At 71.4% G+C, this 17530-nt stretch carries 15 protein-coding genes and 3 tRNA genes; 10 read left to right on the forward strand and 8 right to left on the reverse strand.

All coding sequences use genetic code 11. The features are described from left to right. Positions 1 to 31 precede the first annotated feature (31 nt). From hydA to LO762_RS06325, 6 genes are read left to right on the forward strand one after another with little or no spacing between them, the layout of a single operon-like run. On the forward strand, positions 32 to 1435 hold the full coding sequence (gene hydA / locus LO762_RS06300; protein ID WP_230613246.1) for a dihydropyrimidinase: 1404 nt from the start codon (positions 32 to 34) through the stop codon (positions 1433 to 1435). Positions 1436 to 1464: 29 nt separating this feature from the next. Continuing rightward, complete coding sequence (locus tag LO762_RS06305) at positions 1465 to 2469, forward strand: TIGR03842 family LLM class F420-dependent oxidoreductase (protein WP_230613247.1); 1005 nt, start codon at positions 1465 to 1467, stop codon at positions 2467 to 2469. Next, positions 2466 to 3290, forward strand: a complete 825-nt coding sequence (locus LO762_RS06310) for an ABC transporter permease (protein ID WP_230613248.1) — start codon at positions 2466 to 2468, stop codon at positions 3288 to 3290. The genes LO762_RS06305 and LO762_RS06310 overlap by 4 nt, the downstream gene beginning before the upstream one ends. Further along, complete coding sequence (locus tag LO762_RS06315) at positions 3287 to 4069, forward strand: ABC transporter ATP-binding protein (RefSeq protein WP_230613249.1); 783 nt, start codon at positions 3287 to 3289, stop codon at positions 4067 to 4069. Before LO762_RS06310 ends, LO762_RS06315 begins: the two co-directional genes overlap by 4 nt. After that, entirely contained in the window at positions 4066 to 4824 is a 759-nt protein-coding gene (locus LO762_RS06320) for an ABC transporter permease (protein WP_230613250.1), read from the forward strand. The genes LO762_RS06315 and LO762_RS06320 overlap by 4 nt, the downstream gene beginning before the upstream one ends. Before the next feature lie 54 nt (positions 4825 to 4878). After that, positions 4879 to 5994: an ABC transporter substrate-binding protein gene (locus tag LO762_RS06325; protein WP_230613251.1), complete on the forward strand. Its 1116-nt coding sequence runs from the start codon at positions 4879 to 4881 to the stop codon at positions 5992 to 5994. Between the two features lie 92 nt (positions 5995 to 6086). Here LO762_RS06325 and LO762_RS06330 read toward each other — a convergent pair whose 3' ends face one another. After that, positions 6087 to 6719, reverse strand: a complete 633-nt coding sequence (locus LO762_RS06330; RefSeq protein ID WP_230613252.1) for an HNH endonuclease family protein — start codon at positions 6717 to 6719, stop codon at positions 6087 to 6089. Between the two features lie 510 nt (positions 6720 to 7229). Between LO762_RS06330 and LO762_RS06335 the strand changes: the two genes are divergently transcribed. Continuing rightward, a complete protein-coding gene (locus LO762_RS06335) occupies positions 7230 to 8417 on the forward strand; it encodes a CdaR family transcriptional regulator (protein ID WP_230613253.1) in 1188 nt (395 codons plus the stop codon). Positions 8418 to 8495: 78 nt separating this feature from the next. Further along, positions 8496 to 9020 (forward strand): potassium channel family protein, encoded by a 525-nt coding sequence (locus LO762_RS06340; protein WP_230613254.1) that lies wholly within the window; start codon positions 8496 to 8498, stop codon positions 9018 to 9020. Here the strand turns inward: LO762_RS06340 and LO762_RS06345 are convergent. Beyond that, positions 8956 to 10197, reverse strand: coding sequence for an ion channel protein (locus LO762_RS06345; RefSeq protein ID WP_230613255.1), 1242 nt, complete (start codon positions 10195 to 10197; stop codon positions 8956 to 8958). The genes LO762_RS06340 and LO762_RS06345 overlap by 65 nt on opposite strands. Before the next feature lie 231 nt (positions 10198 to 10428). On the opposite strand from LO762_RS06345, the gene LO762_RS06350 reads away from it, so the two are divergent. Beyond that, positions 10429 to 10824: an RNA-binding S4 domain-containing protein gene (locus LO762_RS06350; protein ID WP_230613256.1), complete on the forward strand. Its 396-nt coding sequence runs from the start codon at positions 10429 to 10431 to the stop codon at positions 10822 to 10824. 351 nt (positions 10825 to 11175) lie between these two features. Here LO762_RS06350 and LO762_RS06355 read toward each other — a convergent pair. The 5 genes from LO762_RS06355 to LO762_RS06375 all read right to left on the reverse strand — a co-directional run bounded on the left by LO762_RS06355 (position 11176) and on the right by LO762_RS06375 (position 13260). Beyond that, positions 11176 to 11247, reverse strand: a tRNA-Val gene (locus LO762_RS06355). A gap of 1 nt (position 11248) precedes the next feature. Beyond that, positions 11249 to 11322, reverse strand: a tRNA-Cys gene (locus LO762_RS06360). A 20-nt stretch (positions 11323 to 11342) separates the two neighbouring features. Beyond that, positions 11343 to 11414 (reverse strand) — tRNA-Gly (locus LO762_RS06365). A 77-nt stretch (positions 11415 to 11491) separates the two neighbouring features. After that, on the reverse strand, positions 11492 to 12283 hold the full coding sequence (locus LO762_RS06370) for a TIGR03084 family metal-binding protein (protein WP_230613257.1): 792 nt from the start codon (positions 12281 to 12283) through the stop codon (positions 11492 to 11494). Further along, on the reverse strand, positions 12280 to 13260 hold the full coding sequence (locus tag LO762_RS06375) for an alpha/beta hydrolase (RefSeq protein ID WP_230613258.1): 981 nt from the start codon (positions 13258 to 13260) through the stop codon (positions 12280 to 12282). The genes LO762_RS06370 and LO762_RS06375 overlap by 4 nt, the downstream gene beginning before the upstream one ends. A 199-nt stretch (positions 13261 to 13459) precedes the next feature. On the opposite strand from LO762_RS06375, the gene LO762_RS06380 reads away from it, so the two are divergent. Continuing rightward, entirely contained in the window at positions 13460 to 16372 is a 2913-nt protein-coding gene (locus LO762_RS06380; protein WP_230613259.1) for an AMP-binding protein, read from the forward strand. Between the two features lie 497 nt (positions 16373 to 16869). Here the strand turns inward: LO762_RS06380 and LO762_RS06385 are convergent, their stop codons facing one another. Continuing rightward, the gene (locus LO762_RS06385) at positions 16870 to 17511 is read right to left on the reverse strand and encodes a Crp/Fnr family transcriptional regulator (RefSeq protein ID WP_230613260.1); all 642 of its coding nucleotides are present in this window, start codon (positions 17509 to 17511) and stop codon (positions 16870 to 16872) included. Positions 17512 to 17530: the final 19 nt, after the last annotated feature.

Consider the following 17530-nt stretch of genomic DNA (forward strand, 5'->3'; position numbering starts at 1 on the left):
GTCCGCGCACGTATCCGAGGAGGCAATACGTATGACCACACTCCTGGTCAAGGGCGGCAAAGTGATCGGTCCGTCCGGCGCCGTGGACGCCGACGTGCTCGTGGACGGCGAGCGGATCGTGTCGCTCACCGTGCCGGGCGCGATCACCACGGCCGACAAGATCGTGGACGCGACGGGCAAGTACGTCATCCCGGGCGGGGTGGACGCGCACACCCACATGGAGCTGCCGTTCGGCGGGACGTTCGCGAGCGACACGTTCGAGACGGGCACGCGGGCCGCGGCCTGGGGCGGCACCACCACGATCATCGACTTCGCCGTGCAGCGGACCGGCGAGCGCGTCCAGGACGGGCTCGCCGCCTGGCACGCCAAGGCCGCCGGGAACTGCCACGTCGACTACGCCTTCCACCAGATCATCGGCGGCGTGGACGACGACTCGCTCAAGGCGATGGACGCGCTCGTCGCCGAGGAGGGCATCTCCAGCTTCAAGCTGTTCATGGCCTATCCGGGCGTCTTCTACAGCGACGACGGCCAGATCCTCCGGGCCATGCAGAAGGCCCGCGAGAACGGCGCCATGATCATGATGCACGCCGAGAACGGCATCGCGATCGACGTCCTCGTGGCGCAGGCGCTCGCGCGCGGCGAGACCGACCCGATCCACCACGGCATCACCCGTCCGGCCGCGCTGGAGGCCGAGGCGACGAGCCGCGCCATCTACCTGGCCGAGGTCGCCCGCGACACCCCGCTGTACATCGTCCACCTGTCGGCCAGCGGCGCGCTGGCGCGGGTCGCCGAGGCGCGCGACGCCGGACGCAACGTGTTCGCCGAGACGTGCCCGCAGTACCTGTACCTGACGCTGGAGGACCAGCTCGGCGCGCCCGGCTTCGAGGGCGCCAAGTGGGTGTGCTCGACGCCGCTGCGCTCCAAGCACGAGTCACACGGCCGTGACCTGTGGCGCGGCCTGCGCACCAACGACCTGTCGGTCGTGTCCACCGACCACTGCCCGTTCTGCTTCAAGGACCAGAAGGAGCTGGGCGTCGGCGACTTCTCCAAGATCCCCAACGGGATCGGCGGCGTCGAGCACCGCGTGGACCTGCTCTACCAGGGCGTCGTGGACGGCCAGCTCAGCCTTGAGCGCTGGGTGGAGACGATCGCCACCACCCCGGCCCGGATGTTCGGCCTCTACCCGCGCAAGGGCGTCATCGCGCCCGGCTCGGACGCCGACATCGTCGTCTACGACCCGAACGGCCGCACCCGCATCAGCGTCGAGACCCACCACATGAACATGGACCACTCCGCGTTCGAGGGCTACGAGATCGCCGGGAAGGTCGACACCGTCATCAGCAGGGGCAGCGTCCTGCTTGCGGACGGCGTCTACGGCGGGCGCAAGGGACACGGGCAGTACCTGCGCCGCGGCCTGTCCCAGTACCTGGCCTAGGCCGCACACCTATCGAGGGGGGAACACCATTGGACATCGGAGTCGTCTTCCAGCTCGACCCGCCGGCGCCGGCCGTCGTGGATCTCGCGGTGAAGGCCGAGCGGGCGGGCTTCAGCCACGTCTGGAGCTTCGACTCGCACCTGCTGTGGCAGGAGCCGTTCGTCATCTACAGCCAGATCCTCGACCGCACCGAGCGGATCGTCGTCGGGCCGATGGTGACCAACCCGAAGACCCGCGACTGGTCCGTCACCGCCTCGCATTTCGCGACGCTGAACGAGATGTACGGGAATCGAACCGTCTGCGGGATCGGCCGTGGTGACTCGGCCGTCCGCACGCTCGGCCTCAAGCCGACGACGATCGCCGAACTGCGCGCGTCCACCGTCGCGATCCGCGACATGGCCGAGGGACGCGTCGCGGACGTGCGCGGCCAGGAGATCCACTTCCCGTGGGTCCAGGGCGGGTCGCTGCCCATGTGGGTCGCCGGGTATGGGCCGCGCGCCCTGGCCGTCGCGGGGGAGGTGGGCGACGGGTTCATCCTCCAGCTCGCCGACCCCGACATCACCGCCTGGACGATCCGCGCGGTGAAGGAGGCGGCCGCGCAGGCGGGCCGCGACCCTGAGGCGATCACCTTCTGCGTCGCCGCCCCCGCCTACGTGGGCGACGACGTGGCGCACCAGCGTGAGCAGACCCGCTGGTTCGGCGGCATGGTGGGCAACCACGTCGCTGACATCGTCGAGAGGTACGGCACGGACGGCGGGGGAGTGCCCCAGGCGCTCACCGACTACATCAAGGGCCGCAAGGGCTACGACTACGCCGAGCACGGCAGGGCGGGCAACAGCCACACCGACTTCGTGCCCGACGAGATCGTCGACAGGTTCTGCCTGCTCGGGCCGGTCGAAGCCCATCTGGAGCGGCTGAAGGAACTGGCCGACCTCGGCGTCCACCAGTTCGCCGTCTACCTCCAGCACGACGACAAGGAGAACACCCTCGCGGCCTACGGCGAGCAGATCATCCCAGCGGTGAAGCATCTGTGAGACGCGCGCTCGGCTCCCTGGCCCTGGCGGCGCTCGCCGCCGGGGCCTGGGAGCTCTACAAGGCACTCGCCCCCGACGAGGGCGTCTCGGTCGCGGGCGTGCGGTTCCTGCCGCGCTCGGACGACCAGGCGATGCCGCACCTGTGGACGGTGCTGGCCCGGCTCGGCCAGCCCGAGCTGCGCGGCGGCGCGCCCATCTGGGAGGTGCTCCTGTCGGCCTGCCTGACGACGCTCGGCATCGTCGCGGTCGGGCTGCTGGCCGGGGTCGTCGTCGGCGGGCTGCTCGCGGTGCTGATGCAGCGGTTCGGGTTCGCCGAACGCGGCCTGCTGCCGTACGTCGTGCTGTCGCAGACCGTCCCGCTGGTGGCGCTCGCGCCCGCGATCGCCGGGTGGGGCGGCGCGATCATGCCGCAGTGGGGGACGGTGTCCGTCATCGCCGCCTATCTGGCGTTCTTCCCGGTCGCGGTGGGGCTGCTGCGGGGGTTGCAGTCGCCGACGCCGGAGGCCCTTGAGCTGATGGACAGCTACTCGGCGTCCTGGTGGGCGACGCTCGTCAAGCTGCGGCTGCCCGCCTCGCTGCCGTACCTGTTCCCCGCGCTGAAGCTCGCCGGGGCGGCGGCCGTCGTCGGCGCCGTCGTCGGGGAGATCTCCACCGGCACCCGCGGCGGGATCGGCCGCCTCGTCATCGAATACTCCCGGGAGGCCACCACCGACCCGGCCAAGGTCTACACCGCGATGCTCGGCGCCGCGCTGCTCGGCCTGACCGTCACCGGTCTGCTGACGCTCGCCCAGCGCCTCGCCGCGAGGGGAGCGACACCATGATCGAACTTTCCGGCGTCACGAAGGTCTTCAACGCGGGACGGCCCGGCGAGGTCACCGCGATCGCGGCCGCCGACCTGTCCGTCGCGGCCGGGGAGTTCGTCTCGCTCATCGGCCCGTCCGGCTGCGGCAAGAGCACCCTGCTGCGCCTCATCGCCGACCTCGCGCCCCCGACGACGGGCAGCGTCACCGTAGCGGGCAAGCCCGCCTCCGCCGCCCGCAAGGACCGCTCCTACGGCATGGTCTTCCAGAAGGCCGGGCTGTTCGACTGGCGCACCGTCCAGCGCAACGTGGAGCTGCCGCTGGAGCTGCGCGGCGTCGGCAAGGGCGAGCGACGGCGGCGCGCGGCGGCCATGCTCGACCTGGTCGGGCTCGCGGAGTTCGCCGGGCACTACCCGGCCCAGCTCTCGGGCGGCATGCAGCAGCGGGTGTCGATAGCGCGCGCGCTGGCCGACGGCCCGCCCCTGCTGCTCATGGACGAGCCCTTCGGCGCCCTGGACGAGATGACAAGGGAACGGCTACAAGGCGAACTGCTCCGGATCTGCGACGAGACCGGGACGACCGTCGTGTTCGTCACCCACTCGATCGACGAGGCCGTGTTCCTCTCCGACCGGGTCGCCGTCATGACCGCGCGGCCCGGACGGCTCACCGAGATCGTGCCGGTGTCGCTCGGCGCGCGGACCGAGGAGGTCAGGCAGTCGCCCGAGTTCTTCGCCGCCGTCACCGAGGTGCGGCGCGCGCTGCGCGGCCCGTCCGTGCCCGTCCAGGCGGAGCAGAAGTGAGGGCCCGCGCGCTGGCCGCGCCCGTGATCGTCGGCGTCGCCGCGCTGCTCGCCTGGGAGGTCTTCGTCCGGGTCGGCAGGGTCGCGCCGTTCGTGCTGCCCGCGCCGTCCGCGATCTTCCAGGAGTTCCTGCGCTCCTTCGACGTCATCGTGCGGACCGGCTCGGCCAGCGGCATGAACGTGCTCGTCGGGCTCGTCGCCGGAACCCTCCTCGCGCTCGGCGCCGCCCTGCTGGCCAGCAGGTTCGGGCTGCTCGGCGAGGTGTCCGCGCCGGTCGTCGCGGCCGCCAACGCGCTGCCGATCATCGCGCTCGCGCCGATCCTGAACAACATGTTCGAATCCACGAGCAGCATCCCGCGCCGCGCCATCGTCGCCCTCGTCGTGTTCTTCCCGATCTTCCTGAACACGCTGCGCGGCCTGCGCGAGGTCGACCCGACGCACACCGAGCTGATGGACTCCTACGCCGCCTCGCCCTGGGCGTTCAACCGGCTCGTCCGGCTGCCCGGCGCCGCCCCGTTCTTCTTCACCGGGCTGCGGCAGGCGTCCTCCCTCGGCGTCATCGCCGCCGTCGTCTCCGAGTACTTCGGCGGCCTGCAGAACGGCCTCGGCTCGCGCATCACCGCCGCCGCGTCCAACACGGCCTACCCCAGGGCCTGGGCGTTCGTCGTCGGCGCGTGCGCGCTCGGGCTGCTGTTCTACGCGGCGGCGCTCCTGCTGGAACGGCTCGCGACGCCCTGGCGGCGCGCGTCCTCCTGATCCCGCCCCACGGACCTCCCATCCCCCCTCATATCCCCCGGAGGAAGTAAACCAGTGAAGAAGATCCTCACCGGTGTGTTCGCCGCGGCGCTGCTGCTGGCGGGCTGCGGCACCGCCGACGACCCCGCCGACGGCGGCGACACGACCACGCCGACCAAGATCAAGCTCCAGCTCCAGTGGTTCGTGCAGGCCCAGTTCGCGGGCTACATCGCGGCCGTGGACAAGGGCTTCTACAAGGAAGAGGGCCTGGACGTCGAGATCCTGGAGGGCGGCGTGGACATCGTCCCGCAGACCGTCCTCGCCCAGGGCCGCGCCGACTACGCCGTCTCCTGGGTGCCCAAGGCCCTCGCGTCCCGCGAGCAGGGCGCGGCGATCACCAACGTCGCGCAGATCTTCCAGCGGTCCGGCACCTACCAGGTGGCGTTCGCCGACAGCGGCATCAAGACGCCCGCCGACCTCAAGGGCAAGAAGGTCGGCAACTGGGGCTTCGGCAACGAGTTCGAGCTGTTCGCCGCGCTGACCAAGGCGGGCCTGGACCCGGGCAAGGACGTCACGCTCGTCCAGCAGCAGTTCGACATGCAGGCGCTGCTGCGCGGCGACATCGACGCGGCCCAGGCCATGTCCTACAACGAGTACGCGCAGCTCCTGGAAGCGGAGAACCCGAAGACCAAGAAGCTGTACCAGCCGTCGGACTTCACCGTCCTGGACTGGAACGAGGTCGGCACCGCGATGCTCCAGGACGCGGTGTGGGCGTCCACCGAGCGGCTGAACGACACCGGCTACCAGGAGACGACCGTCAAGTTCCTCACCGGCACGATCAAGGGCTGGATCTACTGCCGCGACAACCCCGAGGAGTGCCGTGACCTCGTCGTCGCCAAGGGCTCCAAGCTCGGGGCGAGCCACCAGCTGTGGCAGACGGTCGAGACCAACAAGCTGATCTGGCCGTCGCCCGAGGGCATCGGCGTGGTCAACGGCGGCGACTGGAAGCGGACCGTCGACCTGGCGCTCGGCACCAAGAACGCCGACGGCGACACCGTCATCACCAAGCAGCCCGAGGGCCTGCCCTACACCAACGACTACATCAAGAAGGCGCTGGCCAAGGTGGGCGGCGACACCAAGGGCGAGTCCTACAAGCCCGACCCCGTCACCGTGGAGGCGGGCGGCAAGTAACCGCTTCATCCGGACGGCCCGGGGTGGTACACCCCGGGCCGTCTTAATTCATCTCCGCGTGGGGGCGCGGACACGCTACGTGTTACGTATGACTAGCAGGCGTTCAGCATCGTGTTGAGCGCGGTCTTCTCGGTGCTCTGGAGGGTGAGGCCCCAGTAGTGCTTCGTCGCGATCCAGGACTTGGCGTACGTGCAGTAGAACGCGGTGCGCGGGGGCTTCCAGGCGGCCGGGTCCTTGTCGCCCTTGGACTGGTTGACGTTGTCGGTCACGGCCCACAGCTGCGGGCGGCTGAGGTCGTTGGCGAACTGCTGGCGCTTGGCGGTGGTCCAGGAGGACGCGCCGGAGCGCCACGCCTCGGCCAGCGGGACCATGTGGTCGATGTCCACGTCGGAGGCGGCGGTCCAGGTGGCGCCGTCGTACGGGCTGTACCAGCTACCCGAGGTGGCGGCGCACGCGGAGTTGGTGACGACGTTCGTCCCGTCCCGCTTGAGCACGGTCTCGCGGGTGTTGCAGGTGCCGGAGATGGTGATCCAGTGCGGGAACAGGTTGCGGTTGTAGCCGGAGGAGCTGCCCTCGTTGGCCACGGTGAGCGCGTTGAGCTGGTTGCGGGCCGTCGTCAGGCTGGGGATGCCGGGCGGGGTGGCCGAGGCGGCGGAGGCGGTGACGGTCAGGGCGAGCGGGGCGAGGGCGGCGGCGCAGGCCGCCACCGTGAGGACTCGCTTCACGAGTCTTCCCTTCTGCCCTCATGACCCGGCCAAAGCGGGGGAATTTTGGACGAAGCGGGTCATGTTCGGGCAAAACCCAAGATCTCAAAAAGGTCTGACGGGAGGGAAGATCCGCACGAAGTGGTGATGAACACGGAATGGCTCATACGTATGACGTTTATGACGCCGGAAATGGGGGTTCCATCACGTGTGGTGTGCGTTTAGGGGTTTGTCCCCGGGTGGGGGTCCTGATCCGGGACGGCTTTCGAGCATCGTCACAAGATCTCGCGGCGCCCGGGGGCGCCTGACCCCACTGGACCGTTCCCGCATTGTGCGGTCGCCACAGGTGAATCCCTGGTCTTGGACCTTGCGGGACGGGCTCACACGGGCCGTCAAAGAGGCATCAGGGCAGGTCGGGTAGGGTGCGCGGACGAGCCGGGAGGCCACCGTCGCCAGAAATGGCCGCGATCACCCCTTGCGCGTTCGTGAAGACCCTGGGCAAGCTGAGGTCCCGTTTCAGGGAGGGCACACATGGGCGCACTCGGACTCATCGAGCGAAACCACACCCACAAGGAAGTCGTGGGCCTGGCGGCGCGGCGGCTCGCCGACGACACCGCCGATCTTGAGGCGCGGCTGCTGCAGCGGATCAGGACGCAGTGCCCGGTCTCCGCCCGGCTGGTGCCCGAGGCCGAGCAGCTCGAATCCGTGCGCCTCGGCCTCGCCTACGGCCTGGCCAGCATCCCCGAACCCGGACCCGAACGCCGCGAGCTGCTCCAGGCCGCGCGCACCGGCCGTCGCCGGGCCGCCCAGGGCGTCCCGCTGGACGAGGTGATCAAGTCCTACCACCTCGCCGTCCAACTCGTCTGGGACGAGCTCGTCCGGGTCATCAGGCGGGACGCGCCCGAACAGCTCGACCTCCTCATGCGCAGCAGCATGCACATCTGGGCCGGCATCGAACGCCAGGCCGACGTCGCCGCCGACGCCTACCGCGAGGCCCAGGCCGACCAGGCGCGCTTCGCCGACGAGCGGGCCCGCCTCCTGCTCGGCGAACTCCTGGAGACGCCCGCGCCCGAACAGCCCCTCATCGACGCCATCCGCGACACCCTCGGCCTTGAGGAGAACGGCTCGTACGCCGTCGCCGTCACCCGGTACGCGCGGCCCAGGCGCGGCGTCCGCCAACCCGACCTCATGGCGGGCTGCCGCGTCGTCTGGTCGGCCGGGCACGACGGCGACATCGCCGTCGTCGCGCTGCGCTGCGACGACCTCGGCAAGGTCGCCGCCGCGCTGGAGGCGGCGGTCCAGGGCCCGGTCGGGCTCAGCCCCGCCGTCAGCGGCCTCGCCTCCCTGCCGTTCGCCCGCCGCCTCGCCGACACCGCGCTCGCCGGGCGCCGCTCCGAGGAACGCGGCGTCGTCGCCCTGGACGACCACCTGCTGCGCTCGTTCGTCAAGGCGGCGCCCGACCTCGCCGAACTGCTCCGCCGCCAGATCATGACCGAGGTGCTCGCGCTGCCGTCACACGAGTCCTCCGCGCTGCTCGACACGCTCGCCTGCTGGCTGGAGGTCGGCTCCACCGCCGAGGCGGCCCGGCGGCTGTACTGCCACCGCAACACCGTCCTCAACCGGCTGCGCCGCCTGGAGCAGGTCACCGGCCGCAAGCTCGACGAGCCCCGTGACGTCGTCCTGCTCGCGCTGGCCCTGGAGTCGGTCAAGGCACGCTGATCTTTGCCCGCCCCGCGCGCGTGGCCCCGCGCGCGGCGGGCCCGCCGCCCGGTACCTCCTGCTGTGGGAGGTGCGCCCATGGGGGAAGACAGGACGCCGCTGCGCAGGCTCGTGGTGTGGGGTGAGGCGCTCGCGGCCTTCGTCGGCGGGGCCGTGGTGTTCTTCGCGATCCCGGTGCGGCAGAGCGACGTGTCGTCCGGGTACGCGGCGCGCGGCGTCCTGCTGTTCCTGTCGCTCAGCGTCGTCACCGCGATCCTGCTGCGCCAGGCCCGCAGGGTCGCGCACGGCAGGCGCCCGGCCGCCGAGCAGATCGCGCTGCTGCTCAGCATCGTGGACCTCGTCGTCGTCTTCTTCGCGCTGCTCTACTACGCGCGGGCACACGAGTTCACCGGGCTCACCACCCGGCTCGACGCCCTGTACTTCAGCGTCTCGACGCTGTGCACCGTCGGCTACGGCGACATCGTGCCCGTCGCCACCTGGGCCAAGGTCCTCACCACCGTGCAGATGGTCTTCGACCTGGTGATCGTCACCTCCGTCCTCACGCTCGTCCTGTCGCGGCGGCCTCCGGCGCCACCCGCATCTCGGGACGTCCCGTCGCGATGAGCCACGCGGGCAGGATCGCCACGCACAGCACCGGCACCAGCGCGACGCTCCCGCCCAGCACCACCCCGAGGAACAGGCTCAGCCACCCGCTCCGCGACACCGCCACGCACACGCCCATCGCGCCCGCCGACACCGCGAGCGCCAGCGGGACGTCCGGCCACGGCAGCGCCGCCGCGAGCAGCCCGAGCGCCACCCCGATGAACGCGCTCGGGAAGATCCGCCCGCCCCGGAACCCCACCGCCGCCGCGACCAGCAGCGCCGCCGTCTTCACCACGATGATGAGCGCGAGCTGCCCCGCTGGATACGCCGCCGGGTCCCGCGCCAGCTCCTGCATCTCGTCGAGCCCCTTGAACAGGGTGATCCGGCCGCCTATCACGCCGAGGACGCCCAGCACGAGGCCGCCGAGCGTCAGCAGCACCACCGGGTTCCGCACCGTGTGGGCGACCCGGTGGAAGCGCGGCAGCAGGTAGACCATGGCCATACCGAGCAGACACCCGACGGCGGCGATCACCGCGGCGGTGACGAGATCGCCCGCATGCGCCTTCACGTACGGCGGGACGTCGAGCGCGAACGCCATCCCCGGTTCGAGGAAGTGCACGGTGAGCGCCCCCGCCGCGGCCGCCACCACCGGGGCCACCATCCGGTCCCACAGCGGCTCCTGCGGGTTCCGCGCGGGAATCTCCGACAGCATCAGCGCCGCAGCCACGGGCGTGCCGAACATGGCCCCGATCGTGCCCGCCAGGGCCAGCGCCACCCACACCGTGCCCGGCACCCTGGGCATCACTCTGACGCCGAGCGCCGCCGCCAGCGCGACGTTCGCCCCGATCGTCGGCGCCTCCGGCCCCAGACTCACCCCGAACGCGAGCGTCACGAACAGCGCGGCCAGTAGGCCCGGCACCGCCTTGAGCGGCAGCGGCGCGTTCCCCACCAGCCCTTCCGTCGCCGGGTCATGGCCCGCGTGCCCCGGCACATACCGGACGATCAGCCCGGTCAGCAGCCCACCCGCCGTCAGTACCACGACCGTCCACCACCAAGCCCGAGGCCCCCACAGCACCTCCTCCACAAGGTGCGCCGCCGCGCTCACCCCCACGAGCACCAGCGCGCACACCACCCCGACGACAAGCGCAGGCCCGACCAACGGCAGCAGCCGCCGCGCCGCCCCCGGCACCGCACTCACCGCTCGACGTCAAAGAACACGCTGAACGGCCAGCTCACCACCGAGCTGATGACCACCACCCCAAAGATCACCGCCACCCCCAACACCGCCCACCCCTTCGCCGCCGTATCGCCCCCTGTCAGATCCACCCCTACCCGCCCGCCCCACCCAGAACCAACCCCACGGCGTCAGGGGGCGGGAGCCGTCCACACGCGGGTTGGGGTGGAGGTGGGGGCTGGCTAGGGTTGGGACATGGGCGTTGAGGGCGCGGGGAGCGTTCGGGTGGACAGTTGGGTTTGGTCGGTTCGACTGTCACGGACCCGGTCGGCGGCCGGCGACGCCTGCCGTGGCGGGCACGTCCGAGTGAACGGAGCACGGGCCAAACCAGCACAGGCGGTCCGCGTGGGCGACGAAGTAAGGGTGCGCGCCGACGGCCGGGAACGCGTCGTCATCGTAAAAAGGCTGATCACCAAGCGCGTAGGAGCCCCCGTCGCAGTCGAGTGCTACGAAGACAAGTCACCACCCCCACCCCCCCGAGAGATGACCGCCCCCATCGGCATCCGAGACCGAGGCACCGGCCGCCCCACCAAACGCGAACGCCGAAGCATCGAAAAACTCTTCGGCCGCCCCCCCACCGACCCCCAATAACCTAAAACCCGCCCCCTCACCCGGCCCCCACAAGCCACAAAGAGCCATGCGCCCCAACACGGGAGAGCCGTGCTTCCCACACAGGAGAACCGTCGCGAGAGCGGACGAGTGCCTTAGACCCCAGGGCAGGAAAAACGCTCCCGAAGCGGCCGCGTCAGCGCAACGGCTCAAGGAAACACACGGAAAAGGAGAAACTCATCCGTGAAATGCAGAAACCCCCAGACCGGAAACCGGGGGCGTGGGGGCGAAGCCCCCACATCGGGGGGCTCGGGGGGTCGTCCCCCCGACAGACGATAGCGGCCACCGGGAAGTTCCGAGCGAAGCGAGGAACGAACAGCCGCAGCCGGCTCGTGGACGATACTGGGATTGAACCAGTGACCTCTTCCGTGTCAGGGAAGCGCTCTCCCGCTGAGCTAATCGTCCGTGGAGGTGGAGACGGGATTTGAACCCGTGTACACGGCTTTGCAGGCCGTTGCCTCGCCTCTCGGCCACTCCACCGCGAGGCGATGGCCTCTCCGAGCGGAAGACGGGATTCGAACCCGCGACCCTCACCTTGGCAAGGTGATGCTCTACCACTGAGCCACTTCCGCGTGCCTGCCTCGGGTTTCAGTGCCGTTTCCGGCCGGTTCCCCTTGGCGACACGGATAACCCTACAGGAACCCGCGGGCTAGTGCGTACTCGTTTCGGCGGCCCCGGCGCGGGCCGGGGTGCGGCCTTCGCCGGGTGGTCCGGCGTACGCCTGGATGACGTCGAGCCATGTGTTGGCGTCGGGTCCGGACGCGACGACGCGGAGGTCGTCGCGGTGGCGGCGGCGCACGGCGAGGAGGCAGAAGTCGTGCGCGGGCCCGGTGACGCGCTGCGCGGCGGTGCTCGGCCCCCACGTCCACTGCTCCCCGGACGGCCCGGTCAGCACGACGTGGAAGGGTTCGGCGGGCGCGGGCAGCCCGTGTACGGAGAACGCGTAGTCGCGGGCCCGGACGGCGATGTGCGCGACGTGCTTGAGCCGGTGGGTGGGCGCGACGGTGACGCCGAGGGTGTCGGCGATGTCGAGTCCGTGGGCCCAGGTCTCCATGAGCCGCGCGGTGGCCATGCTGGGCGCGGCCATGGGCGGCCCGAACCAGGGGATGCGTTCGCCGGGCGGCACGGCCCGCAGCGCGGCGAGCGCGGCCTCGCGGGCTTCGCGCCACGCGTCGAGGGGGGTGCCGGGCAGGTACTGGGCGGGGTCGGCGCCGCGTTCGATGAGGTCGGGGGTGGCGTGCGCGAGGTCGGCGAGGAACCCTTCGGGGTCGGTGGCCGAGCGCAGGGCTTGGGCGTCCGTCCAGGCGAGGTGCGCGACCTGGTGGGCGATCGTCCAGCCCGGCGCGGGTGTGGGCAGTTCCCACTGCGCGGGGGTGAGCCCGCTGACGAGGGAGTCGAGCGCCGCGTACTCGGCGCGCAGGTCGTCGAAGATCTGGTTCACGCGGCGGTCTCCTTCTTCGCGGCGGCCCGGCCGAGCGCGGTGCGCACCCAGTCGCCGTAGGCGTCGATGGAGGCCCTGGACTCCGGCAGGAGGGGGCCGAACATCTGGAAGACGTGCAGTTGGTGCGCCCACGTCTGGAGTGTCGTGGGGACGCCGTGGGACGCGAGTCGCCTGGCCATCACTTCGGCGTCGCTCACCAGCACCTCGCTGGAGCTGCAGCAGATGTAGGTGGGAGGCAGCCCGGTCAGGTCGGCGTTGACGGGGGAGACGGAGGGGTCTCCGGGGTCGAGCCCGTCGAGGATCTGGGTGATGAAGCGGTCGAGGAGCGGCATGACGCTGAACGCGTCGAGGGCGGCGGCGGGGTGCGCGGCCTTGGCGGTGAGGTCCATGTCGACCATGGGGGACAGCGCGATGAGCCCGGCGGGCATGGGGAGCCCTTCGGCGCGGGCGAGCAGGCTCGCCGCGAACGTCATGTAGCCGCCCGCCGAGTCGCCGGAGAAGATGACGTCCTCGGGCCGGACGCCCTGGTCGAGCAGCCACTTGTAAGCGGCGACGCAGTCCAACGCCTCTTCCGCGAACGTCACCTCGGGCAGCATCCGGTAGTCCACGGAGAGCGCGGGGACGCCGGCGGCCTCGGAGAACCGCGCGACCATCCGACGGTGCGTGTTGAGCCCGCACGAGATCCAGCCTCCGCCGTGGAAGTAGAGGATCACCTTGGATCGGTCTGCTCCGACGCCGCGTCCGTGCACCCACTCGGCGGCGAACCCTTCGAGCTTGATCCGCTGTACCCGGGTGCCTCGTGGCGGCGGGACGCGTCCGGCGAACTGGTCGATCGCGGCGGCGCGCCGGAAGTCGATGGGCCCGCCGGGGACGCGCGGCAGCAGTCGGCGGGCCGCGGCACGGGCGCCCGCGCGGACCGCGCGGGCGCGCAGGCTCGCGTGCGGGTGCCGTTCGATCACCAACGTCACGGGCTCCATGGGGGGTCTCCTCGGCCGGGGTAGGGCGATGCTCGCACGCCGTTCCCGTGCTGCCTACCCACATGTGATGTAAATAACTGCTTACCGCTTCCCCTGCTGCTCCGTGACGGTGTGCGTCCGCACCGTGATGTGACGGGCGTCGCTAACGCGCGGTCAGGGGCGTTGACCGCGAAGGGGTCGAGCGACGACGATGGCCGGTGTGACGTCCCTGTTCAAGGCACCGGCGCCCAAGGACCTCGCCCGCTTCGGCACGCGGCTCGCCCGCGGTCTGACCGCCACCGCGCAGAACGCGTTGGAGGTAGCCCGCTTCGGGGGGTTGAGAACCGATGAGCAGGCGTCGCCCCACGAGATCGTCGCCGAGCAGCCCGTGTACAAGCTCCGGCGCTACTTCCCCGAGACGCTCGGGGACCGGCCGGTCGTGCTCCTCGTGCCGCCGCTGATGCTGACCGCCGAGATCTACGACATCGCGCCGACCGCGAGCGCCGTCGGCGTCCTGCACGACCTCGGCGTGGACCCGTGGGTCGTCGACTTCGGGCATCCCGAGGACGAGCCGGGCGGCCTCCAGCGCGACATCAGCGACCACGTGCTGGCCATCAGCGACGCGATCGACAGGATCCAGGAGATCACCGGACGGGACGTGCATCTCGCCGGATACTCCCAGGGCGGCATGTTCGCCTACCAGACCGCCGCGTACCGCCGCAGCCAGGGCATCGAGTCGCTCGTCACCTTCGGCAGCCCCGCCGACCTCGACGCGGCCAACCCGTTCGGCGTCCCCGCCTGGTTCCCGCGCAGGCCCGTCGTCGACCTGCTCGGCCAGTTGCCGAACCTCTCCATCCCCGGCTGGGTGACCCGCAACGGCTTCCAGATCCTCAGCCCCACCAAGTCGGTGCGCAACCGCCTTGAGTTCCTGCTCCAACTGCACGACCGCGAGGTCCTCGCGCCGCGCGAGCGGCAGCGCAGGTTCATGCAGGGCGAGGGCTGGGTGGCGTGGCCCGGCCCCGCGCTCGCGGAGTTCCTGCGCCAGTTCGTCGCGCACAACCGGATGTTGCGCGGCGGCTTTGTCATCGGCGGACGCCTCAGCTCGCTCGCCGACATCAGCTGCCCCGTCCTCGCGTTCGTCGGCGAGGTGGACGAGATCGCGCCGACCGCGATGGTGCGCGGCATCGTGCGGGCGGCGCCGCGCGCGGAGGTGTACGAGGCGACCCAGCGGACCGGTCACTTCGGCCTGGTCGCAGGATCTCACGCCGCGGGCACGACGTGGCCCGTCGTGGCGGGCTGGATCCACTGGCGTTCCGGCCAGGGAATGATCCCTCAAGAGATAGGTCCGGTGAAGGACGAGGAACAGGGCATGCGCGGCAAGATGGGCTACGGCCTCGAACTCGCCGTGCAGGTCGGCTCCGGGGCCGTCAGGTCGGCGGCGGGGGCCGTCGCCAGCGCCGTCCACGGGCTGGTCGGGCTGGGCGAGGAGGCGGCCGAGCTGCTGCCCCGGCTGCGCCGGCTGGAGCGCATCGAACCCGACACCCGCATGTCGTTCGGCCTGCTCCTGGACGAGCAGGCGCGGCGCAATCCGGACGAGGTGCTGTTCCTCTACGAGGACAGGGCCCACACGCGCGCGGCCGCCGAACGCAGGATCGACGCCGTGGTGCGGGGCCTGCTGTCGATCGGGATCCGTCAGGGTGAGCACGTCGGCGTCCTCATGAGCAACCGGCCCAGTGCGCTGGCGCTGGTCGCGGCGCTGAGCCGGCTCGGCGCCGTCGCGGTGATGCTGCGCCCGGACGGCGACCTGCCGCGCGAGATCGAGCTCGGCCAGGTGCGCAGGGTCGTCGCCGACCCGGTGCACGCGCGGCTCGTCGAGGGCGCCGAGGTGTTCCTGCTCGGCGGCTCCGACCGAGGCCCCGACCCCGAGGCGGCCGACCACGCGGCCGCCGACCTCGACCGGATGGACACCGACCTCGTCGAGGTGCCCGGCTGGTACCGGCCCAACCCGGGCCGTGCGGGCGACCTCGCTTTCATCCTGTTCAGCGGCGACGGAAGGCACACCAAGGCGATCCGCATCACGAACCGGCGGTGGGCGCTGTCGGCCTTCGGCACCGCCTCGTCGGCCGCGCTGTCGCCCGCCGACACCGTGTACAGCCTCGCGCCCATCTCGCACCCGTCGGCGCTGCTCATGTCGCTCGGCGGCGCCGTCGCGGGCGGCTCCCGGCTGGCGCTGGCCAGCGGCTACGACCCGGCGACGTTCTGGGACGAGGCGCGGCGCTACGGCGTCACCGTCGCGTCCTACACGTGGACCCTTCTGCACGGCCTGGTCGAGGCGCCCCCGCACCCGGGGGAGCGGCACCACTCCGTCCGGCTGTTCATCGGCTCGGGTATGCCGCGCGGCCTGTGGCGTCGTCTGGAGACGCGCCTCGCGCCCGCCCGGGTGCTGGAGTTCTACGCCAGCACCGAGGGCGAGGCGATCATGGTGAACCTGACGGGCAAGAAGCCGGGCGCGGTCGGGCGGTCGCTGCCGGGCAGCGCACCGGTCCGGATCGCGAAGTACGACCTGGAACGTTTGGAACTCGTGCCTGGTTCTGACGGGTTCGCCGTCGAGTGCGGGCCCGGCGAGACGGGCATCTTGCTGGCCGAGGGCGGTACGGCGCCCGACCTGCTGCGCGGTGTGTTCGCGCCGGGCGACTCCTGGATCACGACGGGCGACCTGTTCCAGCGGGACGCCGACGGCGACCACTGGATGGTCGGCCGGACCGCCGAGATCGCCCGTACGGCCGCCGGACCCGTCCCGTGCGGCATCATCCGGGACCGCATCGGCGACGTCCCCGGCGTTGACCTGGCCGTCGCCTACGCCATCCCGGCGGGCCGCCACGACCTGCTCGCCGCCGCCGTCACCCTCCGCGCCCCCGTCACGGCCGCCGACTTCACCGCCGCCTTCCCCGACCGCGGCCCCGACCTCATCCGCGTCGTCGACGAGATCGACGCGAGCCCCTACGCCCGTCTCCTCACCACCCGCCTCCGCACCGAAGCCATCCCAGACCAAGGCACCGCCTACTACCGAGACGCCTCCGGCTCCTACCGCCCCCTCACCCCCACCGCCCGAACCCGCCTCCGCCCCCAATAACCCCCCAATTCCCCACCCACCCACCCCAACACCCGCCCGCCCACGGCGACGTGCGCCCGCTCACAGCGATGCGTGCGCGCTCACAGCGATGCGCGCCCGATCAGCGCGACGTGCGCCTGCCTACCGCGACGTGTACCCGCTCACCGCGATGCGTGCGCGCTCACCGCGACGTACGCCCGCTCACCGCGACGTACGCCCGCTCACCGCGACGTACGCCCGCTCACCCCCCAATAACCCCCACCCCCACCCCAACGCGCACCCGCCCACCGCGATGCGTGCCCGCTTACCGCGACGTGCGCCCGCTCACGGCGACGTGTGCGCGCTCACCGCGATGCGTGCTCGCCTACCGCAACGCGTGTTTGCCTACCGTGACGCGTGCGTGTCTGTGCGACGCGGTTGCGGGCGCGTCTGAGCGCGGCGGTCGTTCGTGGGGCGGGGCAGGGGCTTGTGGTGCGTGATCGGTGGTGGTGGTGTTCGGGGGTGGTGGTGGCCGGGGGTTAGAGGTCTTCTTCGGGGGTGGTGAGGGATTCTCGGCGGAGGAGGAGGCCCTCGGCTCGGAACTGGACGTCGGAGCCGAAGGAGCGGGTGACGATGCGGCCGCTGGCGGCGGTGGTGAGGCGGGCCCAGCGGGCGAGGAGGGTGCGGGTCAGGGGGACGGCGACGTGGACCAGGCCGTCGGGGGTGGTGCGGCCGTAGCGGTCGGCCAGGCGGCCCAGGAGGACGCCGAGGCGCTGCCGGGCCTGGTGGGCGGTGAGCAGCGCGTACTCGTCGCGGAAGCGCGCGGTGATGGAACGGGCGAGCGCCCGGTAGATCTCCGGGTGGTCCTCGGCGAGCGCGGCGAAGGCGTCGCGCGAGACGGCGGTGGCGCGCACGTCGGTGAGCGCGGTGACGTGGCACAGGTGCGGGCGGTCGCCGGTGAACTCCACGTCGCCCAGGAGCGCGCCGGGGCCCATGAGGTCGAGGATCTGCTCGGCGCCATCGCGGGGCGCCCACAGCTTGACCCAGCCGGAGTCGATCACGTGGACGGCGTCCAGGGCCGTCCCGGCGCGCGCGAGATCCTGCCCGCGGCGGTGGTAGACGCTCGTTCCCACGCGGTGCAGATCGTCTCTCGCCGCGTCCGACAGCAGTGCCATGAACATGGGGGTGCGCCTCCAGGGG

Origin of the sequence: Actinocorallia sp. API 0066 (assembly GCF_020991275.1) — a bacterium.
Taxonomy (GTDB): Bacteria; Actinomycetota; Actinomycetes; order Streptosporangiales; family Streptosporangiaceae; genus Actinocorallia.